4 protein-coding genes are annotated in these 24613 nt (G+C 69.3%); all 4 read right to left on the reverse strand.

Annotated features, from left to right (window positions below; all coding sequences use genetic code 11):
• Positions 1-655: 655 nt before the first annotated feature.
• Complete coding sequence (locus tag ACFWF1_RS43590) at positions 656-1891, reverse strand: Nramp family divalent metal transporter (RefSeq protein WP_379282344.1); 1236 nt, start codon at positions 1889-1891, stop codon at positions 656-658.
• A 126-nt stretch (positions 1892-2017) separates the two neighbouring features.
• A complete protein-coding gene (locus ACFWF1_RS43595; RefSeq protein WP_379282343.1) occupies positions 2018-3010 on the reverse strand; it encodes an alpha/beta hydrolase in 993 nt (330 codons plus the stop codon).
• 338 nt (positions 3011-3348) lie between these two features.
• Positions 3349-20145, reverse strand: a complete 16797-nt coding sequence (locus ACFWF1_RS43600; protein WP_379322284.1) for a non-ribosomal peptide synthase/polyketide synthase — start codon at positions 20143-20145, stop codon at positions 3349-3351.
• A 274-nt stretch (positions 20146-20419) separates the two neighbouring features.
• On the reverse strand, positions 20420-24613 hold a 4194-nt coding region (locus tag ACFWF1_RS43605), incomplete at its 5' end, for an amino acid adenylation domain-containing protein (protein WP_379322285.1).

The raw sequence follows: 24613 nt of genomic DNA on the forward strand, positions 1-24613 counted from the left end.
GTCCCGAGTGAGAGTGCGGATTCCGTTGCCCGCGTGGTGAGTGCGGGGGTCGCGCCAGGTGCGCATTCTCTGCACGGGGTGCGCGACTTCGGGTGATCAATCAGCCTGCGAAAGGGGCTCTCCGGCCGGTATCCCCAGGATCTGCACCCACACTCGGGATGCGCACTCGGAATAGGGCTCTAAAGCCGGTGCAGGTCCCGAGTGAGAGTGCGGATTCCGTTGCCCGCGTGGTGAGTGCGGGGGTCGCGCCAGGTGCGCATTCTCTGCACGGGGTGCGCGACTTCGGGTGCTCGATCAGCCTGCGAAAGGGGCTCTCCGGCCGGTATGCCCAGGATCTGCACCCTCACTCGGGATGTGCACTCGGAATAGGGCCCTAAAGCCGGTGCAGGTCCCGAGAGGGTGCGCAGATTCTGGGTTCGGCGGGGTGGGGTGGGGTGATGGGCACTCGTGGCCGGGTGCGCACCCGGTTCGAGCACCGATCCGCACCGTCTTTCGGAATTCGCCCGGCGATAGGGCCCTGATCCGGGTGCGCGATTCCGACACAGGGTGCGTATTCCGCTGCCCGCGGGGGGATTTGGAAGCCGCTCACCCTTTGTGTAACCGGCACACCCGGTATACGAGGTGGGCGGGTTGCACAAAGGGTGAGCGGTCGGGGTTAGGCGCCGGTGATTGTCAGGTAGATCAGGACGATGTTCAGGGCCGAGATTATGGCGGCTATGAGCCAGGCCAGGGTGGTGGTGATGCGGTGGTTGACGTCGTTGGCCATCAGGGTTCGATCGCTGGTGAAACGTACCAGGGGGATCAGGGCGAAGGGGATGCCGAAGGAGAGGACTACCTGGGAGATGATCAGGGCTCGGGTGGGGTCTATGCCTGCGGCGAGGATGGCCAGGGCTGGGATCAGGGTGATGACCCGGCGCAGTAGGAGCGGGATGTGGCGGCGTAGTAGGCCCTGCATGATCATTGCGCCGGCGTAGGCGCCTACCGAGGTGGAGGCGAGGCCGGAGGCCAGCAGGGCGATGGCGAGTAGGAGTGCCGCGACCGGGCCCAGCGCGTCGCCGACGGCGGTGTGCGCGTCCTGCAGGGTTTCGATCTCGCGGTCGCGCAACGTATTTGCGGCCATCAGGAGCATCGCCAAGTTGACCGTGCCCGCCAGCACCATCGCGAGCACCACATCGATCTTGGTGATCTTCAGCAACCGGACCCGCATCGGTCCGACCGCCGGGTGGCCGTGCCGGTCCCTGGCCAAGCCGGAGTGCAGGTACACCGCGTGTGGCATGACCGTGGCGCCGATCATGGCCGCGGCGAGCAGCACGCTCTCCGCGCCCTGGAACCTGGGCAGCAGTCCGCCGAGGGTGCCGCCGACCGAGGGCGGTGCAATGAACAGGCTGGCGAGAAAACCGATCGCGATCACGGCGAGCAGCCCGGTGATCACTCGCTCGAACGGCTTCTGCCCGCGTCGGTCCTGCACGAGCAGCAGACCCATCGACACCACGCCGGTGATCACGCCGCCGAGCAGCAGCGGCAGCTGGAACAGCAGGTTGAGCGCGATCGCGCCGCCGACCACCTCGGCCAGGTCGGTGGCCATCGCGACGGTCTCGGCCTGCCCCCAGTAGGCCAGCCGGGTGGTGCGGCTCGACCGGGCCCGCACCGCCTCCGGCAGCGACATGCCGGTCACCAATCCCAGCTTGGCCGAAAGGAATTGGACGAGCCCGGCCATCACGTTGGCCATCACGATGACCCACACGAGCAGATACCCGAATGTCGCACCCGCGCTGATATTCGACGCCACATTGCCGGGGTCGACATATGCGATCGCCGCCACGAAGGCAGGGCCGAGCAAGAGGCTGGCCGCACGGGCCCGCTGGGACGCAGATCTAGCGGACTCAGCCAAGGTGGTACTCACAGAACAAGATTTTACGGGTTCCCGAACTTTTTCGTTAGCAGGACCCGTAAAAGCCGACCGCCTGGTCATACCCAAAGGTATAACCAGGCGGTCAGTCGGTATTTAGCGGGTCGCTCAGATGCCCAGACCGCGAGCCAGCACGGGCCACGACAGCTGGAACTCGTCGCGCCAGTAGCCCCACGAGTGGGTGCCGGTGTTGCGGAAGTTGTAGGTCGCCGGGATGCCCAGCGAGTCCAGCTTCCCCCTGAGGTTGTTGGTGCAGAAGTTGGTGCCCGCCTCGATCACGCCGCCGATGATGATCTGGTTGGCCAGACCGTAGGCGCCGGGGAGCGCGTATTTGCCGTCGAGGGTGTCGTACTGGCCGGGCAGCCCGTTGCCGGTCGAGATGTAGAGGTCGAGTCCGCGCAGGCCCTCGGCATGCACATACGGATCGTTGGCCACCCAGTCCGCCGAACCCTGCGGGCCCCACATGTTGTTGGTGTCGCCACCGCCCCAGGTCTCGACGGTGAGCTTGACGAACTCCGAGCCGACCGGGTCACTGGTCTGGGCGCAGCCGCTGTAGGCCGCGGCCGCCTTGTACAGGCCGGGCTTGGCGATCGGCAGCGCGAGCACGGTGGTGCCCGAGGTGGACAGGCCCGCAATCGCGTTCACGCCGTTGGTGCCGAGCGCGCCGTCGACCAGCGGCGGCAGCTCCTCGGTGAAGAAGGTCTTCCACTTGTTGCGCCCGAGCGTCGGGTCGTCCTTGATCCAGTCGGTGTAATAGCTCCACTTGCCACCGATGGGCTGGATCACATTGACGTTCTTGTCCGAAAGGAACGCCAGCGCATCGGTCTTCGCCTGCCAGGAGGCGTCGTCCTGGCCGCCGCCCGCACCGTTCAACAGGTACAGGGTCGGGCGCGGCACCGAGGCGTCGGCCGGGCGCTGGACGTCGATGATGACCTTCTGGTCCATCGCCGCCGAGTACACGTACAGCCGGATGTTGCGCGCGTCCTTGTATTCGGCCTTGGTGATCTTCGAACCGTCGGGCGAAGTCGGGTTGGCGAGCAGGCTCTTGCCATCGATAATCGGGTCAGCGGCAGTGGCAGTGGTTACGCCGAGGCCGGTCATCACTCCCGCAAGGACCGCAGTGGCCGCGATCGCCGCGGCGGCACGCAGGCCGCTGCGCCGGGTCTGTCGACGTATCAATTTCGCACCTTCGCTTCGTCTCGAGATTCCATCTGCATTCCCCATAGAGCGCTTGCGAGCCGCGAATGCGCGAGGCCGCACACGCCCTGCGGTGGATGACCTGAACACACCACGGCAGACCATACGGGGTATGGAGTCGTGGCAAAAGAGGTGATCGTTACCTCAGCGTTGCCCATCATGCCTGAGCAACCCCGATCTTCGCGCGCCCGACCCACCTTCGCAACGCGAAGCACCGGCGATCCGCGAATACGCGGCCGCACCTAGTGCGCACGCGGATCGAGCAGATCGGACAGGCTCGGGCCGATCTCGGCCAGCGCCTCCGGCGTGGTCATCTGATCATGCGTGACACCGATCGGGTGATCCTCGACCCGGCCGTCGATGAACGGTTGCCAGCCGGCTGCCGCGGTGTCGTGCCCGGCCGCGCTGTAGTAATCGAGCCTGCCGTGGAACACCTCCGGCCGATGCTCGGCGATGAGCTCGGCCGAACGCACCGCGCTGCGGTAGATCCGGCGCACCCGCTCGGGAGTGAGCACGGCCATGTCCGGCGGGATGGTGGCGTGCAGCGCGGCGAGCGCCTCGTCGCTGAGGTCGTGGATATCACCGTCGCTGGGCAGCAACGCATCCGCACCGATGCCGAGTTCACTCAGCGCCTCGCGGATCGCCGCACGGAAGTCCGTGACGTCGATGTCGGGATGGCTGTCCAGCATGGCGAGCAGCGCGACCTGTTCACCCGCGGCCTGTAATTCGGTCGCGATGGCGTGCGCGAGCACACCGCCGAGCGACCAGCCGAGCAGCCGGTACGGGCCCTGCGGTTGCACGGCGCGGATCTCCGCGACGTACCGGGCGGCCATCTCGGCCAGCGATGCGGGCAGGTAGCCGTCCTCCGACAGCGCGGGCGACTGCAGACCGAAGATCGGCCTGCTGGCAGGCACGTAGCGAGCCAAACCGGCGTAGCACCACGACAATCCGTACATCGGATGGATGCAGAACAGCGGCTCAGCGGCGGCCATATCGTGCGGCACCCTGGTGCGGATCGGCAACAGCACGCCGAGCGCAGCGTTCGAGTCCAGGTCGTAGTCGTGGTCACCGGCCAGCGCGGCGAGAATGCGGGTGGCCAGTGCGCCCGAGGTGGAGTCGGTGAAGAACCACTGCACCCGGACCTCGGCACCGGTGAGCGTGCGCAACCGGCTGACCGCGCGGGTCGCGACCAGCGAATTGCCACCCAGGTCGAAGAAGTCGTCGTCGAGCCCGACCCGGTCGACGCCGAGGATCTCGGCGAAGACCTCGACGATGGTCCGCTCCAGCGGAGTGGTCGGTGGCCGGTACGGCCGCGCGCCCAACTCCGGGACCGGCAGCGCCTTGCGGTCGAGCTTGCCGCTTGCGTTGAGCGGCAACGCATCCAGCACCAGGAACGCCGACGGCACCATGTACGACGGCAGCGAACCACGCGCGTGCAGCAGGGCGGCGGTCTGGTCGATGGTCTCCCCCGGCATGGCGACCAGGTAGGCGACGAGCCGGTCCCCGGCGGTACCGCTGACCAGTGAGACGGCGGCGTGCCGCACCGAATCCAGGGCGAGCAGCACGGTCTCGATCTCACCGAGCTCGACCCGCTGTCCACGCAGCTTCACCTGGAAGTCACTGCGGCCCAAGTATTCCAGCGCGCCGCCGCGCCACCGGACGATGTCACCGGTGCGATAGAGGCGCGCACCGCCCTCGTGCGCGACGAAACGCTCCGCGGTGAGGGCCGGGGCACCGAGGTACCCCCGAGCCAGCTGGACGCCCGCGAGGTACAGCTCGCCCGCGGCGCCGGGCGGCACCGGGCACAGCTGCCGGTCGAGCACGTGCACCTGGGTGTTGGCGACCGGCGTGCCGATCGGAACCGTCAGTGCGGCAGTGTCTTCCACCGGATAATCGGTGACCACCGTCGCCTCGGCGGGCCCGTACCAGTTCACCAGATCGATGTCCGGCAGGGCGGCGGAGAAGGCGGCCACGGTCTCCGCGGTGAGCGCCTCGCCCGCGGCGAAGACCCTACGCAGGCTCGGGAACTCCATCGGGTCCGGGCCCAGGAACGCGTCCAGCATCGACGGCACGAAATGCACCGTGCTGACGCCATATTCGGCGATGGTCTCGGCCAGGTACGCGGGATCGCGATGACCGTCCGGTTCGGCGACGACGATCGAGGCGCCGGTCTGCAACGGCCAGAACAGTTCCCAGGTGGAGATGTCGAAGGTGATCGGCGTCTTGTGCAGCACCACGTCGCCGGCATCGTGCGGATAGGTCCACTGCGCCCAGCGGAACTGGTTGACCATCTGCCGGTGCGTGATCACCACCCCCTTGGGGCGGCCGGTGGAACCGGAGGTGTAGATGACGTAGGCGACGTTGTCGGGGTGCACGTCGGTATCGGTGAACGACACCGCGTCCAGCGGCAGGTAGAGCGTGTCCACCGCGACGACCGCGATGTCGGTATCGGTCACGAACGCGTCGGCGCTGGTGGTCAACACGCAGGCCGGGTTGGCACTGGCCAGCACGTACTCGTTGCGTTCGGACGGGTGATCCGGGTCGATCGGCAGGTAGCCCGCGCCCGCCCGCAGCACGCCGTAGATGGTGACGACCAGGTCGATCCCGCGCCGCATGGCCACGCCGACCCGCGATTCCGCGCCGATGCCCCACCGGGCGATCTCCCCGGCCAGCGCCCTGGAGCGCAGGTCGAGGTCGGCGTAGCTGAGCGTGACGTCGCCGTAGCGCAGTGCGGGAGCGTCCGGCGTGCGTGCCACCTGCGCGTCGAACAGCGTCAGCAGCGTCGAATCGTCCAGTAGGTCCGGCACTTCGGTGGCGTTGCGGGCGGCGAGCAGGGCGCGTTCGCTGTCGAGCAGCACATCGATATCGGCGATGCGCGCTTGCGGGTTGGTGACGAAACGACGGATCAACGCCGAAAGCCGTTGTGCGAGTGCCTGTGCCGCCGTCTCGTCGAACAGGTCGCGGAGATACTTCACCGACACCCGCAGCTGGCTGTCCAGCACCACCATGATGGTGAGCGGGTAGTGGGTGCCGTTGACCGCGCCGACGCCGGTGACACTCAGGCCGTCGATATCGCTGGCCTTGTCCAGGCCGTCCCGGTCGACGGGGAACGATTCGAACACCACGAGGGAGTCGAAAAGCCCTTCCACGCCGATGATTTCCTGAATATCGCTCAGCCCGAGGTAGTGGTGGTCCAGCAGCCCGGCCTGCTCACCCTGCAGCTGGCGCAGCAGCCCGCCGAGCGTGTCGGTGGCGCCGAGGCGTACCCGCACCGGGATCGCGTTGAGGAACAGCCCGACCATGCTCTCGACGCCATCCAGCTGCGGCGGCCGGCCGGACACCGTTGCGCCGAACACCACGTCGTCGCGATCGACACTGCGGCCGATCAGCAAGCCCCAGGCCGCCTGCACGACGGTGTTCACCGTCACGCCGAGCCCCGAGGCGAGCCGGGTGAGCGCGGTGGTGTCGGACTGCGCCAGCTCGAAGCCGACTTCGCCTACCCCGGCGGAGATTTCGCGGCCGGGATCGACCGGCGCCAGCGGCGTCGGCTCGGTGATACCGGTGAGCGCGGTGCGCCAGGCCTCGCGGGCCGAGTCGGCCTTCTGCGCGACCAGCCAGGCCAGGTAGCTCCGATACGACGGCACCTTGGGCAGGTGCCGGGAATTGCCGCCGAGCGCGTACAGCGTCAGCAGGTCCTTCATCAGCAGCGGCATCGACCAGCCGTCGATCAGGATGTGGTGGCTGGTCACCAGTAGGTGGAAGGCGTCGGCGGCGGAGCGGATCAGCGCGAACCGCAGCAGCGGCGCGGTCCGCATGTCGAAGTGATCGGCGAGGTCGGCCGCCTTGATGTCGGCCAGTTCCTGCGCCGCGGCGTCGGGCTCGAGCTGGCCGAGATCGATGAGCCGCCACGGTACTTCGAGCGAATCCTGCACGATCTGCAGCGGATTGCCCGCGGCGTCCTCGGCGAAGGCGACTCGCAGGTTGTCGTGCCGGTCCAGCACGGCCTGCGCGGCCGCGTGCATCCGCCCCGGGTGCACGTCGCCGCCGAGGTCCAGCACGAACTGGGTGGTGTAGACGTCCACCGAGGACTCGGCGAGCAGCGCGTGGAACAGCATGCCGGACTGCAGCGGGGTCACCGGCCACACATCGGTGAGGTTCGGGTAGGTGGTGGTGAGGCGGTCGATGTCGGGCTGCTTCAGCCGGACCAGCGTGAAGTCCGACGGCGTGAAGGTGACGCCGTCCGCCCGCAGGCCGTGCTCGGCCAGCCCGCCTAGCGCGTAGATCCAGTGCTCGGCAAACGATTTCACCGCGTCACCGGCGAACGCGGCGGAGGCATAGTCGAACCGGGCGACCAGGCCGTCGTCGGCGGCGTCGACGGTGAGGTCGAGCAGCAGGTCCTCGGCCATGGTGTCGGTGTGCACCCGAGCCGGGCGAAGGTCGCGGTAGCGCAGCGCGAATCGGCCACGGCCGAGCTCGCTCAGGTCGGCGGCGGTGTCCGCGTTGAGGTAGCGCAGCAGGCCATAGCCGACGCCCTGCGAGGGCACCGCTCGGCGCAGCTCCTTGATCTGCGCGAGCGCGGCACCTGCGGCGGGACCGCCGACGAGCGCGTCGTCGGCGTCGATCCTGGTGAGCCGCAACGGAAGCGGGTATTCGGTGGTGAAGCCGCCGACCATGTTCTCGTCGGCGCCGGTCGCGGACCGCTCGTCGGCGGACAGCCGGATCACCGAACCGAGTGCGCGCGTGACGGGTTCGCCCGCCGACGTCTGCAATGCCAGTGCGACCGCGGTGAGCAGGACATCGTCCACGGTGGCGTGGTAGGCAGCGGCAGCGGCCGCGACCGCGGCAGCGCCCTCCGCCGTGATGGCCAGCGAGACCCGGCTGCGCGCCCGCAGGTCGCGCCCGTCGGCGACGGTGCCCTCGGGGATGGTTGCCAAAACCCGTTCCCACCAGCCCAACTCACCGACAGTCCGCAAATCGTGGGCCTTGGCCGAGAGCGCGCGGATGAGCACACCCAGGCCGGATTCCGGCGCGGCGGGGGCGGCGTGGCGGCCGCGGCTCCAGGCCGCGGTCAGCTGATCGACGATGGTGCGCCACGAGATATCGTCCACGACAAGACCGTTGGCGACGACGATCAGCGTCGACCGGCCCTCGGGCCCGCCGGTCAGCACGAAGTGGATGTTGCGGCCCTGCTCGGGATCGAGCGCCGCCGCGGCGGCCTGCACCACATCGTCGATGGGCAGCGTGGTTTCGCCGTGCTGCGCGTCGAGGCGGCGGAACGCCTCGCCGGTGCGTTCGTCGGCGGGCGGGATCCGCAGTACCGGGGTGTCGCCCTCGCGGTCCAGCCGGACCCACAGCATCGGATGCTGGTCGAGCACCTTGCCGACCGCGGTGTGCACCGCTTCGACGGCGCAGCTCTCCGGCACGTCGAGCGCGATGGCGCGCACCTCGACGCCGGTTTCGAGCAGCCGCGCCGCGTGTGGCGTCAACGGCAGGTCGCCGGACTCGTCGCCCGGCCCGTCCTCGACCACAGCGGCCTTGGCCAGCGCGGCGACGGTGCGCGACTCGAAAACGTCACGCGGCGTGAAGGTCACGCCGCGACCACGGCAGCGCGACACCACCTGGATGGAGACGATGCTGTCGCCGCCGAGGGCGAAGAAGTCGTCGTCGAGCCCGACCCGCTCGATATTCAGCACCTCGCCGATCACCTCGGCGATGGTCAGCTCGGCCTTGGTCTGCGGCGCGCGGTAGGCAGTGGTCTCGATGGCCGGTTCAGGCAGGGCGCGCCGGTCCAGCTTGCCGACCGGTGTCAGCGGGATCTCGTCCAGCACCACGATGGCCGTCGGCACCATGTACTCCGGCAGCGTGCTACCGAGTTGTTCGGTCAGTGCCGCGACATCGAGTGTGGCGCCCTTGGCGGGCAGCACATAGGAGACGAGCATCGTTGCGCCCGCCCCGGATTCGCGGCCGAGGGTGACCGCGAACTCGACGCCCGGCTGCGCGGCGAGCGCGGCATCGATCTCGCCGAGCTCGATCCGGAAACCACGCACCTTCACCTGGAAGTCGTTGCGCCCCACATACTCCACCACCGGCTCGCCCGCGCCGCGCACCCAGCGCACCACGTCGCCCGTGCGGTAGAGCCGCTCGCCGGGCAGGCCGTACGGGTCGGCGATGAACCGAGCCGCGGTGAGGCCGGGCCTGGCGTGGTAGCCACGGGCCAGCTGGATGCCGCCCAGATACAGCTCGCCCGCAACACCTTCGGGCACCGGGCGTAGCCTGCGGTCGAGCACCAGCGAACGCATGCCGCGGATCGGTCCGCCGATGGTCACCGGCTCCCCCGGCCGCAGCGGGTCGCTGATGTTGGTCATGATCGTGGTCTCGGTGGGCCCGTAACCGTTGTGGAAGCGCCGGTTCTCGGCACCGGCCCACTTGGCGACCAGGTCGGCGGGCACCGCTTCGCCGCCGGCCACGATGGCCCGCATGCCGGACAGCGCGTCCTGGTCGAGCGAGGCCAGCACGGACGGGGTGAGGAAGGCGTGCGTCACGCCTTCGGCCTGGATCAGCTCGGCCAGCTCGTCGCCGCCGAAGGTCTGCGGCGGCGCGACCACCAGCGCGCCCGCCGAGCCGAGCGCGAGCAGCAGCTCCAGCATCGAGGCATCGAACGACGGCGACGCGAAACCCAGTGCGCGCGTGGTCTGGTCGAGCTCGTACCGCTCCACCTGCTCGGCACTGAAGTTGGCCAGACCCGCGTGGGTCACCACCACGCCCTTGGGCAGGCCGGTGGAGCCCGACGTGTAGATCACGTACGCGGCGTTGGTGCTCCGGATCGGGCCGTGGCGTTCGGTGAGGCTGATGGGGCGGTCGGAACGGGACGCGACGTCGAAGGTGAAGTCGCGATCGTCGAGCACGAACCAGGGCCGGCCGCCTGCCATCGTAGGCAGGCCGCCGAGTTCGGCGGTCAACGTGACACCGAGCGCCGCACCGGAATCGGCCACCATGTGCGCGATCCGGTCGGCCGGGTAGGTCGGGTCGATCGGCACGATCGCCGCCCCGGTCTTGGCGATCGCCCACAGCGCGAGCAGCGACTCCACCGAGCGCCGGATCGCCAGGGCGACCAGGACATCAGGGCCCGCACCGCGATCGATCAGCGTGCGCGCCAATTGCGAAGAGGCGGCGTCGAGTTCGACGTAGCTGAAGGAACGGCCCCCGACGACGAGGGCGGCACCCGTGGGGTTCCTGGTGACCGCGGAGGCCATCAGCTCGGGCAGGCTGCGCGGCGCGGCGGCTTCGGCCCCCACCCGGGAGACCAGATCGGCGCGCTCGGACTCGTCCAGGATCTCCAGGTCGCCGACCGCGGTGCCGGGCTCCTGCGCGACGGCGGCCAGGATGCCGCGGAAGCGGCGGCCGAACTCGGAGACCGTCTGCTCGTCGAACAGGTCACGGGCATAGGTGAATTCGGCGGCGAGCCCGGCTTCGGCGCCCGCTTCGGTGCGCTGCTCGCGCATGGTGAGCAGCAGGTCGAACTTGGCGGTGTCGGCGGCCGGATCGAGCGCGGCGAAGTTCAGGCCGGGCAACTCGAAGCTTGTCGCGGCGAGGTTTTCGAAGGACAACGCCACCTGGAACAGCGGATGCCGACCCGAGGAACGCTCCGGATCCAGCACCTCGACCAGCCGCTCGAACGGGGTGTCCGCGTTGGCGAAGGCCCGCAGGTCGGTCTCCCGGTTCGCGGCGAGCAGGTCGGTGAAGCCGAGATCGGCCGCGACCCGGGTGCGCAGGACCAGCGTGTTGACGAACATGCCGATCAGGTCGTCGAGTTCGGCCTCGCCGCGACCCGCGATCGGGGTGCCGATGGCGACGTCCTCGGTGCCGGACATCCGGGCGAGGAACACCGCGAGCGCGGTGTGCACGACCATGAACAGGGTGGCGTTGTGCTGCTTGGCCAGTCCGACCAGCGCGGCGTGCACGTCGGCCTCGACGACGAAATCCGTTTTGCCGCCCGCGAAACTCTGTGCCACGGGACGCGGCCGGTCGGTCGGCAGGTTCAGCTCGTCCGGCAGGTCGGCGAGTTCGGTTGTCCAGTAGGCGAGTTGCGCGCCCGCGAGCGACTCGGGGTCGTCGTCGCTGCCGAGTACGCTGCGCTGCCAGAGCGCGTAGTCGGCGTACTGGATCGGCAGCGGCGCCCAGGACGGCGCCTCGCCGCCGCTGCGCGCGGCGTAGGCCAGCATCAGGTCCCGGGTGAGCGGGCCCATCGACCAGCCGTCGGCGCTGATGTGGTGCGCGACGAATACCAAAACGTATTCGCTGCCCGCGAGCTGGAACAGCCTGGCGCGGAACGGCACCTCCATGGTGACGTCGAAACCGGCGGAGACGATCCGCTGCACCTCGTGCGCGACGCGTTCCTCACCGATCTGCGCGGGTGCCAGATCCACCGAAACCTCGTGTGGCGCAAGCACTCGCTGCTCCGGGCCCGCCAGGGTCTCCGGGTAGACGGTGCGCATGATCTCGTGGCGCGCGACGAGATCGGCGACGGCCTGTTGCAGCGCATCGACATCCAGGTCGCCGGACAGGCGGATGGCGGCCGGGATGTTGTAGACGGCGGCGGCGGTGTCGAACTGGTTGAGGAACCACATCCGCTGCTGAGCCGAGGACAGCGGAATGTGATCGGGGCGCGGCTGGGCGACCAGCGGGTTGCGCGTGTGCTCGCTCGTGGTGTGTTCGACCTTGACCGCGAGTCCGGCGACGGTGGACGCCTCGAACAGGGCACGCACCGGGACCCGTGAATCGAGCGCGGCACCGATGCGCGCGGCGACCTGGGTCGCCAGCAACGAGTTGCCGCCGAGTGCGAAGAAATCATCGTCGGCGCCGACCCGTTCGACACCGAGCACCTCGGCGTACACCGACGCCACGATCTCTTCGATGGGCGTCGACGGCGCGCGGAACACCAGCGCCTCGAACTCGGGCTCCGGCAACGCCTTTCGATCCAGCTTGCCGTTCACGTTCAACGGCAACGCATCGAGCACGACGAACGCCGACGGCACCATGTACGACGGCAGCGCCGCGCTCAGCGCCGACTTCACCTGTGCCACATCGAGACCGGCGGCCTCGTCCGGCATCCCCGCCTCGGCGGCGGCTTGCGCGGCGAAGGCGGCGGCCTGAACGGCGAACGAAGAGGCGAGCCCGGCCGGCGCGCCGGGGTCAGCGGCGACCAGGTAGGCCACCAGGCGATCACCGGTCTTGGGATCGGACTTGGCAACCACCGCGGTCTGCGCGATCTCGGGCAACGCCAGCAGCGCGGCCTCGATCTCACCGAGCTCGATCCGGAAACCACGGATCTTCACCTGGAAGTCGGTGCGGCCCTGGTACTCCAGCTCGCCGTCGCGGTTCCAGGCCACCAGGTCGCCGGTGCGGTACAGGCGGGTGCCGGGCCGGAACGGGTTGGCCACGAACCGATCCGCGGTCAGGTCGGCGCGACCGAAGTAGCCGCGGGCCAGCTGACCGCCCGCCAGGTACAGCTCGCCGGAGATGCCGATCGGCACCGGACGGAGCCGGCCGTCGAGCACGTAGGCCTGGCTGTTCCACTCGGGTGTACCGATCGGCACGGAGCTCTGGTCGGCGTCGGTCACCCGGTGGCGGGTGACCGACACGGCGGCCTCGGTCGGCCCGTACAGGTTGTCCAGCACCACATCTGGGTGCGCCGTCAGGAACCGCTGGGCCAGCGCGGCGGGCAGCGCCTCACCGATGGCGAGCACGCGCCGCAGCGGCGACGGTTCCGACGTGGCCTCGGTGCCGGTGTGCACCAGCAGAGCGTCCAGCATGGACGGGACGACATGCAGCGTCGTGACCGCTTCCCTGGCGATCAGGTCGTTGAGGTAGGCCGGATCACGGTGTCCGTCCGGCGCGGCGATCACCAGCTTGCCCGCGCAGAGCACCGCCGACCAGAACTCCCAGACCGAGAGGTCGAAGGTGGCGGCCGTCTTGAGCAGTACGGCATCGTCGTCGGCGAGCCCGAATTCCGCTGTCTTCCACTGCAACTGGTTGACGATGGCGGCGTGCGAGACGGCAACGCCCTTCGGGCGGCCGGTCGATCCCGACGTGAAGATCACGTACGCGGTGTGCTCGGGCCGCAACGGCGCGACGCGCTCGGTATCCGAGAGCGGCGTGCTCGCGAAGGAACCCAGGACGAGCTCGTCGATGGGCACCAGGGGTGCGACCTCGGTGTCGAAGTCCGCGTCCGCGTTGGTCAGCACGCACACCGGTGCCGCGGTCCGGAGGATGTAGTCGGTGCGCTCGGCGGCCTGTTCCGGATCGACCGGCACATACGCGCCACCGGCTTTGGTGACCGCGTACATCGCGACGACCAGATCCACCGAGCGGCGGAAGGCGAGCGCGACCCGGGTTTCCGGTCCGACACCGATCGAGATCAGGTACCGGGCAAGACGATTCACCCTGGTGTCCAGCTCGACGTAGTTCAGCTCGTGGCGGGCGCCGTTGGGCAGGTCGGCCACCACGGCGACCGCCTCGGGCGCCGCGGCCAGCACCGCCCGCTGCAGGAACCACGGCAGCGTCGCGGCGGCATCGACCGGGTGCGCGGTGTCGTTCCACCGCACCAGGACCGCGTCACGTTCGTCGGCCGCGAGCAGGTCGATCTCACCGACCGGTGTCGCGGCGTCGGCGACGACGGCGGCGAAGATCCGCGACAGCCGGTCGGCGAAGCTCTGCACGGTCGCGGCGTCGAAAAGATCTGTCGCATAGGTGAAGAACCCGCCGATGCCGGTGGGCGCACCGGACTCGTCGTAGCTGTCGCCCACGATGAGGTGCAGATCGAACTGCGACACATCGAGATCCGCGTCGACCCCGGCCACGGCGAGGCCGGGCAGTTCGAGCGCGGTGCGGGCGATGTTCTGGAACGACAACCCCACCTGGAACAGGGGGTGATGCGCGGTCGAGCGCGGCGGGTTGAGCACCTCTACTAGGCGCTCGAACGGAATGTCGGCGTGCGCGAACGCCTGTAGGTCGGTATCACGTTGCCGCGCAAGCACATCGGTGAACTTTTCGCCGCCGTCGAAGGTGGCCCGGAAGACGACGGTGTTGACGAACATGCCGATCAGGTCGTCGAGCTCACGTTCGCCGCGACCGGCCACCGGGGTGCCGATGGCGATATCGCCGGTGCCCGACAGCCGGGCCAGCAGCACCGCGAGCGCGGTGTGCACGACCATGAACAGCGTCGCGCCATGTGCGCGAGCGAGTTCCACGAGACCGGCGTGCGTGGCGGCGTCGATCCGCACGTCCACCCGCGCACCCGCCATCGACGCGATCGCAGGACGAGGGCGGTCGGTCGGCAACTCCAGCAGGTCCGGCAGACCCGCGAGCTGCTTGCGCCAGAACTGGATCTGCTGCGCGGCGATCGATTCCGGATCGGTCTCGTCGCCGAGCACGGCCCGCTGCCACAGCGCGTAGTCGGCGTACTGCACCCGCAACGGATTCCAGCCGGGCGCCTCGCCGGTGGTTCGCGCGGCGTAGGCCACCATGACGTCGCGCACCAGCGGGCCCATCGAGGACGCGTCCGCCGCGATGTGGTGCACCACCACCGCGAGCACATAGTCCGATCCCGCTGTGCCGTCGACGATTTCGAGCAGCCGCACGCGCACCGGCACCTCGTCGGTCACGTCGAACGGTGTCGACGCCAAGGTGTACACCTCGCCGGGCACCTCGGCCGCGGCCACCGGATGAGTGGTGACGTCCAAGTTGACCAGGCTCGCAGGCAGCACGACCTGCACCGGCCCGTCGGCGGTTTCCGGATACACGGTGCGCAGTACTTCGTGCCTGCTCACCACGTCGTCGAGGGCCGCGCCGAGCGCCGCGACATCCAGCGCACCGGTCAGCCGCAGGGCGAACGGCAGGTTGTAGGCGGCCGAACCGGCGGCCTCGTCGTCGGACTGGTCGAAGCGGTTGAGGAACCACATCCGCCGCTGCGACAGCGACAGCGGCAACTGCTCGGGCCGGGCGATGCTGCCCAGCGGGATGCCTCGCTCGTCGTGGGTCCGGGATTCGATCGCGGCCGCCAGCGACTGCACCGTCGGCGTCTCGAACAGCGTGCGCACCGGCACCTTGGCGTCCACCGCGGCACCGAGCCGGGCCACCAACCGGGTGGCGATCAGCGAGTTGCCGCCGAGGGCGAAGAAGTCGTCGTCGGCGCCGACCCGGTCCAGTCCGAGCACCTCACCGAATACCTCGGCGACGATCTCTTCGACCGGCGTTGCGGGCGCGCGGAATTCGCGCGCGGTGAAGGTCGGCTCGGGCAGCGCCTTGCGGTCCAGCTTGCCGCTGGGGTTCAACGGGAAGGCGTCCAACTCGACGAGCGCGGTGGGCACCATGTAGGCGGGCAGCGTTTCCGCGATCGCCGCGAGCAGTTCCGGCTGCTCGACCGAATGGCCCGGCGCGGCAACGACGTAGGCGACCAGCTGATCGCCCAGCGTCGACCGGCTGACCAGCGCCACCGCCTGGTTCACCGCAGGCTGGGCGAGCAGCGCGGTCTCGATCTCGCCGAGTTCGATGCGCTGGCCGCGGAACTTGACCTGGAAGTCGGTGCGGCCGAGGTAATCCAGCCGATGCGAGCGACCGGCGGTGGCGTCGCGCCACACCACCAGGTCACCGGTGCGGTACATCCGCTCGCCGAAGCCGAACGGGTCGGCGACAAAGCGATCCGATGTCAGATCCGGGCGCCGGACGTATCCGCGCGCCAGCTGATCACCGGTCAGGTACAGCTCACCGGGCACGCCGGCAGGCACCGGGCGCAGGCGCGCGTCGAGCACGTAGACCTGGGTGTTCCACTGCGGCAACCCGATCGGCACCGAGCGGGTATCCGAACCGTCGGCGGGCCAGTAGGTGACCGACACCGCGGCCTCGGTCGGGCCGTACAGGTTGTGCACCCGCGCCTGCGACACCGCACGGAACGCGGCGACGGTCTCGGGCGGCAATGCCTCGCCGATCACGAAGACGTCCCGCAGGGTCGGGCAGGCACCCGCAGCCGTGTGCGCGGCGAACACCGTCAGCACCGACGGCACGAAGTCGGTGACCGTGACCCGCTGTGCGGCAATGGTTTCCGCGACGTATACCGGATCGCGGTGCCCGTCGTGAGTGGCGACGACCAGCTTCGCGCCGACCCGCAACGGCATGAAGAAGCCCCACAGCGACACATCGAAGGTGGTCGCGGTCTTCTGCAGGTACACGTCGTCGGTACCGAGCGGGTACTCCGCCAGCATCCACTCGATCTGATTGTTGATCGCCGCGTGCGAGACCGCGACGCCCTTGGGCCGTCCGGTCGAGCCCGACGTGAAGATGACGTAGGCGGGGTGCTGCGGCAGCACCGTCCGGAGCAGTTCCTCCTGGCGCACCGGGGAACCGTCGAAAGCACTGGTATCGACCGTATCCAGGGTCAGCACCTCGGTACCGGCGGGCACCTCGATCGCGTCCGCTGAGGTGGTCACCACGCAGGTCGGCTGTGCGGTATCGAGGATGTGCGCGATCCGCTCAACCGGATGATCCGGATCCAACGGCACATACGCACCACCGGCAGTCACGATCGCATACATACCGACAACCAGATCCAACGAACGCCGAATCGCCAGACCCACCAACGACTCCGCGCCGACACCCCGCGAAATCAACAACCGGGCAAGCTGATTGACCCGCTCGTCGAACTCGCGATAGGTAAGCGTCACACCTTCGTGGGCCAGCGCGACGGCCTCCGGATGCGCGGCCGCCGCCCGCCGATATCCGTCGAGCAGCAGCTCGGGCGCGACCGCGTGCCGGGTCTCGTTCCAGCCGACCAGAATCCGCGCCAGCTCCGCCGGTGCCAGCAGATCGATCTCACCGACCGCGTGTTCCGGGTCGGCGACCACCGCGACGAGCAGCCGCTCGAAGCGCCGCGCGAACTCCGCAATCGTCGCCTCGTCGAACAGATCCGTGGCGTAAAGGAACTGCGCCGAGAACCCCTGCTCGGCCTTGGGTACCACCGTCAGCTGCAGATCGAACTTGGCCACCGCGCCGTCGAAATCGACCGCCTGCGCGGACAATCCGGGCAGCTCGACCTGCGCCCTGTTCATGTTCTGGAAGAACAGCGCCACCTGGAACAGCGGGTGGTGCGCCTGCGAGCGCACCGGGTCGAGCACCTCGACCAACCGCTCGAACGGCAGCTCGGCATGTGAAAACGCCGCCAGGTCCGTCTCTTTGGTGGCGGCCAGCAGATCGACGAACGAGACGCCGGGATCGATCGGCGTGCGCAACACCAAGGTGTTGACGAACATGCCGATCAGCCCGTCGAGCTCGCGCTCGCCACGACCCGCGACAGGTGTGCCGATGGTGATGTCGGCGGTGCCGGTGAGCCGGGCGAGCAGGGCCGCGAACGCGGCGTGCACCACCATGAATTCGGAGGCGCCCGCACGCTGGGCGAGCTCGATGAGCCCGCGATGCACGTCGGCGGTGACCTCGAAGGTGTACTCCGCGCCGCCGCCGGTGGCTACCGCCGGGCGCGGCCGGTCCGCAGGCAGTTCGACCCGATCCGGGATGCCCGCCAAGGCGTTGCGCCAGTACGCGATCTGCGCGGCGGCCACCGACTCGGGATCGTCCTCGTCGCCGAGCACCTCGCGCTGCCACAGCGTGTAGTCGGCGTACTGCACCGGCAGCGGCGGCACCGCGGGCGGGGCGCCGTTGCGGCGAGACAGGAAGGCGCCGAGCAGATCCCGCAGGAACGGCGCGACCGAGGCACCGTCGGCGGCGATGTGGTGCACGACAACCACCACCACGTGCGCGCTGGGCGACAGCTCGGCCAGCGCGATGCGCAGCGGCACCTCGGCGGCGACGTCGAAGCCGGTCAGCGCGAATCCGCGCAACCAGTCCGCCAGCTCGTGCTCGGCCAGCGGCTTGGGCGCCAGGTCCGGAACGGCCTGTGCCGTAGGCAGAACCACCTGGTAGCCGATGCCGTCGATGGCCGGGTACACGGTGCGCAGCGTCTCGTGCCGCTCGATCACATCGGTGATCGCCGCCTGCAGCGCCGGCACATCCAACGAGCCGGACAGCCGGATCGCGAACGGGATGTTGTTCGCCGCCGACGCCGTGTCGAACTGGTTCAGGAACCACATCCGCTGCTGCGCCAGCGACAGCGGAATGTGTTCGGGCCGTTCGGTGGGCGCGAGCGCGCGCCGATCACCGGCGCCCTTCAACGACTCCATCCGCTCGGCAAGCCCGGCGACCGTTGGCGTTTCGAAGATCAATCGCGCGGGCACCCGCGCGGTGAGGGCCGCGCCGAGCCGGGCGGCGGCCTGCGTCGCGATGAGCGAGTTGCCGCCGAGCTCGAAGAAGTTGTCGTCGGCACCGACCGGAGCGCCCGGCCCGAGCAGCTCGGCGAAGACATCGGCGACCAGTTCCTCCAGCGGGCCGACCGGCGCGCGAAACACCTTGGTCTGCAGGCGCGGCGAGGGCAGCGCGGCCCGGTCCAGCTTGCCGACCGGAGTCAGCGGGATGGCGGCCAGCACCATGACCACCGTCGGCACCATGTGCGCGGGCAGGCCGCGCTCCGCGACGGCGGCCAATTCGGCGGCGTCGGCGTCCATTCCGGGCGCGGAGTGCACGTAGGAGACGAGAATCGTTGCGCCGCTGTCGAGGTCGTGCCCGACGGTGACCGCGAAGTCGACCGTCTCATGGGCGGCGAGGACCGCGTCGATCTCACCGAGCTCGATCCGGAAACCACGGATCTTCACCTGAAAGTCGTTGCGGCCCAGATACTCCAATTCACCGGACTCGGTCCAGCGCACCAGGTCGCCGGTCCGATACAGCCGGGCGCCGTTGGCGTCGAACGGATTCGCGACGAAACGAGCCGCCGTCAGCCCCGCTCGATCGTGATACCCCCTGGCCAGTTGCGCGCCGGTGATGTACAGCTCGCCGACGGCCCCACCGGCCACCGGCACCAGCTGCTCGTCGAGCACGTATTCGGTGATCGCGCGGATCGGCCCGCCGATGGTCACCGGTGCGTCCGGGGCAAGCGGCGCACTGATATTCGTCATGATCGTGGTCTCGGTGGGCCCGTACCCGTTGAAGAACTCCCGGATCCGTCTACCGGATACCGGTGCCGCCCAACGTCGCACCAGCTCCGGCGGGCAGGCCTCGCCGCCCGCGACCACCACACGCAACTCGTCCAACCCGGCCGGGTCCACCGACGCCAGCGCGGCGGGCGTGATGAACGCGTGCGTCACGCCCTCCCGGCGGATCAGCGCCGCGAGTTCCTCGCCGCCGAACACCGTCGGGGCCACGATGACCATGGTGGCCGCGCCGCCGATCGCGAGCAGCAATTCGAGCACCGAGGCGTCGAACGACGGCGACGCGAAATGCAAAGTCCGCGAATCACTCGTCACCCGGTACCGCTCGCGCTGCTCGTCGCAGAAGCTGGACAGCCCGGCCTGGGTGATGACGACGCCCTTGGGCTTGCCGGTCGATCCCGAGGTATAGATCACGTAGGCCGGATGCTCGGCCCGCAGCGGCCGCACCCGATCGATATAGGTCACCGGGTCAGCGGGAAACTCCTCGAGCAGCCGCGCGCAATCAGCGGTGTCGATCGGCAACCAGTCGAGCCGGTCCGGCAGCTCGCCGCGCACCGCGGCGACGGTCAGTCCGAAGACCACACCGGAGTCGGCGACCATGTGCTCGACCCGGTCCGCCGGATAGTTCGGATCCACCGGCACGAAGCCTGCGCCTGCCTTGGCCACCGCCCAGACCGCGACCACCGAGTCGATCGAGCGTGGGATACCGACCGCGACCAGGTCCTCGGGCCCGATGCCGCGGCCGATCAGTAGTCGGGCCAGCCGGGTCGACCGGTCATCGAGCTCGGCGTAACTCAGTTCCGTCAGCGTGCCGGTGGCGTCGGCGAAGGCGACACCGATGCCGCTGGGGTTCGCCTCGACGGCGGTCGCCATCAGCTGCGGCAGGGTGGTGACTCTGGATCGCCTGGTTCGGGTCGGCCGAACGCGTGCCGGTCGAGTCATGCGCACACCGCTGCACGCGCGTCGTCATACCGCTGCCCGACCGACCGCACCATGGAAAAGCCTCACCCTGCCTGTTGTCGCCGCAAACCCGCCTCGATACTCCCCGCCCCCATGATCATCGAACGCGCGTATGCCCATCGTTACCGACCCCATCGGCGCACGCCGAATACAGCCCGTGCGATCCGTGCCGCGGACCGCGATCCGACCGCGCGAAATGCGCGCCGGGAACGATTATTCCCTGCCGGCGCGCGATTGGTGACCTCACGTCGGCAGGACCTGCTCAGCTCCGCCGACCGAGCAGAATCGCCAGCTCGGCGCCGATCTCGGTCAGCGCCTCCGGCGCGGTCATCCGCGCGTGCGTCACGCCGACCGGCCGATCGACCACCGCGCCCGTCACGTGCGGCGACCAGTCGGTCGACGTGGCGCGAAGCACATCCGCGGGATCGGCCACCGCCGCGCTGAAGTACTCCAGCGTGCCGGTGAACACCCCTGGACGGTGCTCGGCGATCAGTTCGGCCGAACGGACCGCGCTGCGGTAGATACGACGCAGCCGTTCGGGGGTCAGCGCGACCAGTTCCGGCGGGATCATGGCGTGCAGCGCGGCCAACGCCTGGTCGCTGAGGTCGTAGATGTCGTCCTCGGCCCCGATGAGGTCGCCGCCGAGCCCGAGTTCGGCCAGCGCGCCGCGCACCGCCGCGCGGAAGCCCGCGACGTCGGGGTTCGGGTGGCTGTCCATCATGGCCAGCAGCTCGATCTGTTCGCCGGCCGCCTGTAGCTCGGTGGCGATCGCGTGCGCGAGCACGCCGCCGAGCGACCAGCCGAGCAGCCGGTACGGCCCGTGCGGCTGCACGGTCCTGATCTCGGCGACGTACCGGTGCGCCAGCGCGGCGATCGAGTCCGGCAGGTCGCCGTCCTCGGACAGGGCGGGCGACTGCACGCCGTAGATCGGCTGATCGGCGGGCAGGTGCTGGGCGAGCCCGGCGTAGCTCCAGGCCAGGCCGTACATCGGGTGCAGGCAGAACAGCGGTGCCGCAGTGCCCGCGGTGCGGATCGGCAGCAGGACGTTCATCGCGGCGTTGGGGTCGGTCGCCCCCGGCGCCTGCGTGTCGATCCGTGCGGCGAGTCCGGCCACCGTGGCGTCGGTGAAGAACCACTGGACGCTGACCGGCGCACCGACGGCGGCGCGGAGTCGGCCGACGGCCTGCGCGGCCAGCAGCGAGTTGCCGCCGAGTGCGAAGAAATCGTCGTCGAGACCGACTGTTTCGACGCCGAGCAGGTCGGCGAAGGCGGCGGCGATGGTCTGCTCCAGCGGCGTGCTCGGCGCGCGGAAGGCGCGCGCGCTGACGAATTCCGGTGCTGGCAGCGCCTTCTGGTCGAGCTTCCCGTTCGGTGTCAGCGGGAGCGCGCCCAGCACCACGATCACGTCCGGCAACATGTAACCGGTGAGGAACCGGGCGACCTCGGAACGGACGGCCACCGGATCGATCTCGCCGTCGGGCACGATGTAGCCGATGAGCCGATCACCGTACGCGTCCGAACGGACCAGGGCGACGGCCTGATTCACGCCGTCGCAGCGCACCAGCGCCGCCTCGATCTCGCCGAGTTCGATGCGGAAGCCGCGCAGCTGCACCTGATGGTCGCTGCGACCGGCGTATTCGAGCATCGCCTTGTCGCCGCTGTCGCGCCAGCGGCCGACGTCGCCGGTGCGGTACATGCGAGAACCGGGCGCGCCGAACGGATTTGCCACGAACCTGGTCGCGGTGAGGCCCGGCCTGCCCAGGTAGCCGCGGGACAGTTGTGCGCCGACGACATGGATCTCGCCTGGTACGTCGAGTGGCGTCGGGTGCAGGCGTGGGTCGAGCACGTAGGCGTCCAGGCCGGGGATCGCGCGGCCGATAACGCTGGCCGCAGTGTGCCGGTCCTGCTCGTCCAGTGGCAGGAACGACACGTGCACCGTGGTCTCGGTGATGCCGTACATGTTGACCAAACGGGTTGCCGCGCCGTGCCGTTCGTACCAATGCTCGAGCTTGCGCAGGTCGAGGGCCTCGCCGCCGAACACGACGTAACGAAGTGCCAAGTCGGCTTGCTCGGCGGCGCGGTCGGCCGCCACCAATTGGTAGAAGGCGGACGGGGTTTGGTTCAGCACCGTGACCCGCTCGCGAATCAGCAACTCGCGGAACTGTTCCGGCGACCGCGAGGTGCCGTAGTCGACCACGACGACCGAGCCGCCGTGCGCTAGACCGCACCACAGCTCCCACACCGAGAAGTCGAACGCGAACGAGTGGAACAGCGTCCAGACGTCGTGTTCGTCGAAGCGGAACAGGGTTTGGGTGTTGGCGAACAGTTCTACGACATTGCGGTGTGCGACACCGACGCCCTTCGGCACGCCGGTCGAGCCCGACGTGTAGATGACATAGGCCAGATTGTCGGCGTGCAGCGGCGCGAGCCGATCGGCGTCGTGGATCGGCGCGTCGGCGAATGTCGTTGTCTCCTCGAACAAGACAACGGGCAGGTCACCGGTGGGCACCGCGTCGCGCTCGTCCGCCGTGGTCAGCACGCAGACCGGGGCGGCGTCGGCGAGCATGAATTCCAGCCGCTGCGCCGGGTAGGCGGAGTCGATCGGCAGGTAGGCGGCACCTGTCGCGAGGACACCGAGCAGCGCGACCGGCAGGTCCTCCGTGCGTGGCACCACAACGGCCACCAGCGATTCCGGGCCCGCACCCTGGGCGATCAATGCTCGGGCTACTTGGTTGGCGCGACGCTGCAACTCACGGAAGGTCAGCGTGCGGTCGCCGAACCGAATGGCGACCGCGTCCGGGCGGCGCCAGACCTGATCGGCGATGAGGCCGGGCAGCGTAGCGCCGGGCACCCAGGCGCCGAGCGAATTCCATTCGTGCAGTACGAGTTCGCGTTCACCGGCGGCCAGCACGTCGATATCGCCGACCACTACAGCTGCATCGGCGGCCACCGCCGTGAGGATGCGGCGGAAGCGGTCGGCGAAGTTCTGCACCGTCGAAGCGTCGAACAGGTCCGTCGCGTAGCTGAAGATCGCCGAAAGGCCTTGGGTGTCCTGCTGTTCCGCGACGGTGAGCTGCAGATCGAACTTGGCCACCTCGACCTGCGGATCGATGCCGGACACGGTGAGTCCGGGCAGCTCGAGCGAGGTCTGCGCCAGGTTCTGGAAGACCAGCATCACCTGGAACAGCGGATGCCTGGCCGCCGAGCGGACCGGGTCGAGCAGTTCGACCAGGCGCTCGAACGGCAGGTCGGCATGACCGAAGGCCGCGACGTCGGTGTCCCGCACGTCGGCGAGCAACGCGTCGAAGGTGGTGCCGGGCTCGATCTCGTTGCGCAGCACCAGGGTGTTGACGAACATCCCGATCATGTCGTCGAGTTCGGCCTCGCCACGACCGGCGACCGGGGTGCCGATGGCGATATCGGTGGTACCGGAAAGCCGCGCGAGCAGCACCGCCAGTGCGGCGTGCACCACCATGAACAGGGTCGAATTGTGTTGCTTGGCAACGTGGTCGAGCGCGGTGTGCAGTTCCGCGTCGATCTCGAAGCTGAGCGTCGCGCCCTGGTAGGAAGCCGCCGCGGGTCGCGGGCGATCCGCGGGCAGCGGCAGTTCGTCCGGCAGCGCGGCCAGCGCGGTGCGCCAGTAGTCGGACTGCTGGGCGATCAGGCTCTGCGGGTCGTCCTCGGCGCCGAGCACGTCGCGCTGCCAGATGCTGTAGTCCGCGTACTGAACCGGGAGCGGGGTCCACGCCGGAGCCGCACCGCCGGTGCGGGCGGCATAGGCCAGCATCAGGTCGCGGGTCAGCGGTCCCATCGACCAGCCGTCCGCACTGATGTGGTGGGCCACGAAGACCAGGACGTAGTCGGTGGTGTCGGCGATCTGGAACAGCTCGGCGCGGAACGGCACCTCGGTGGTGACGTCGAAACCCGCGGCGACGACGCGGTAGACCGCGTCCGCCACGTCGGCCGCGTCGATCCGCACGGGTGCGAGGTCGACCGGCACCTCGGCGGCGATGGACTGCGCCGGGCCCTGCTCGGTCTGCGGGTAGGTGGTGCGCAGGATCTCGTGGCGGGCCACCAGATCGGTCACCGCCGCGTGCAGGGCGGCGACATCGAGGTCGCCGGAGAGGCGAATGGCGGCCGGGATGTTGTAGACGGCGGAACCGGTATCGAACTGGTTGAGGAACCACATGCGCTGCTGAGCCAGCGACAGCGGAATCTGTTCCGGGCGTGGGCCCGCGACCAGCGCCTTGCGGCCACCGGTGCCGGCGTGCTGCTCGACCTTCAACGCCAAACCGGCGACGGTGGACGCCTCGAACAAAGTACGAACGGGGACACGCGAATCCAACGCGGCACCGATGCGGGCCGCGACCTGGGTCGCCAGCAGCGAGTTACCACCGAGACCGAAGAAGTCGTCATCCGCACCGACCTGCTCGACACCGAGCACCTCGGCATACAC

Origin of the sequence: Nocardia sp. NPDC060255, from assembly GCF_042727395.1 — a bacterium.
Taxonomy (GTDB): Bacteria; Actinomycetota; Actinomycetes; order Mycobacteriales; family Mycobacteriaceae; genus Nocardia.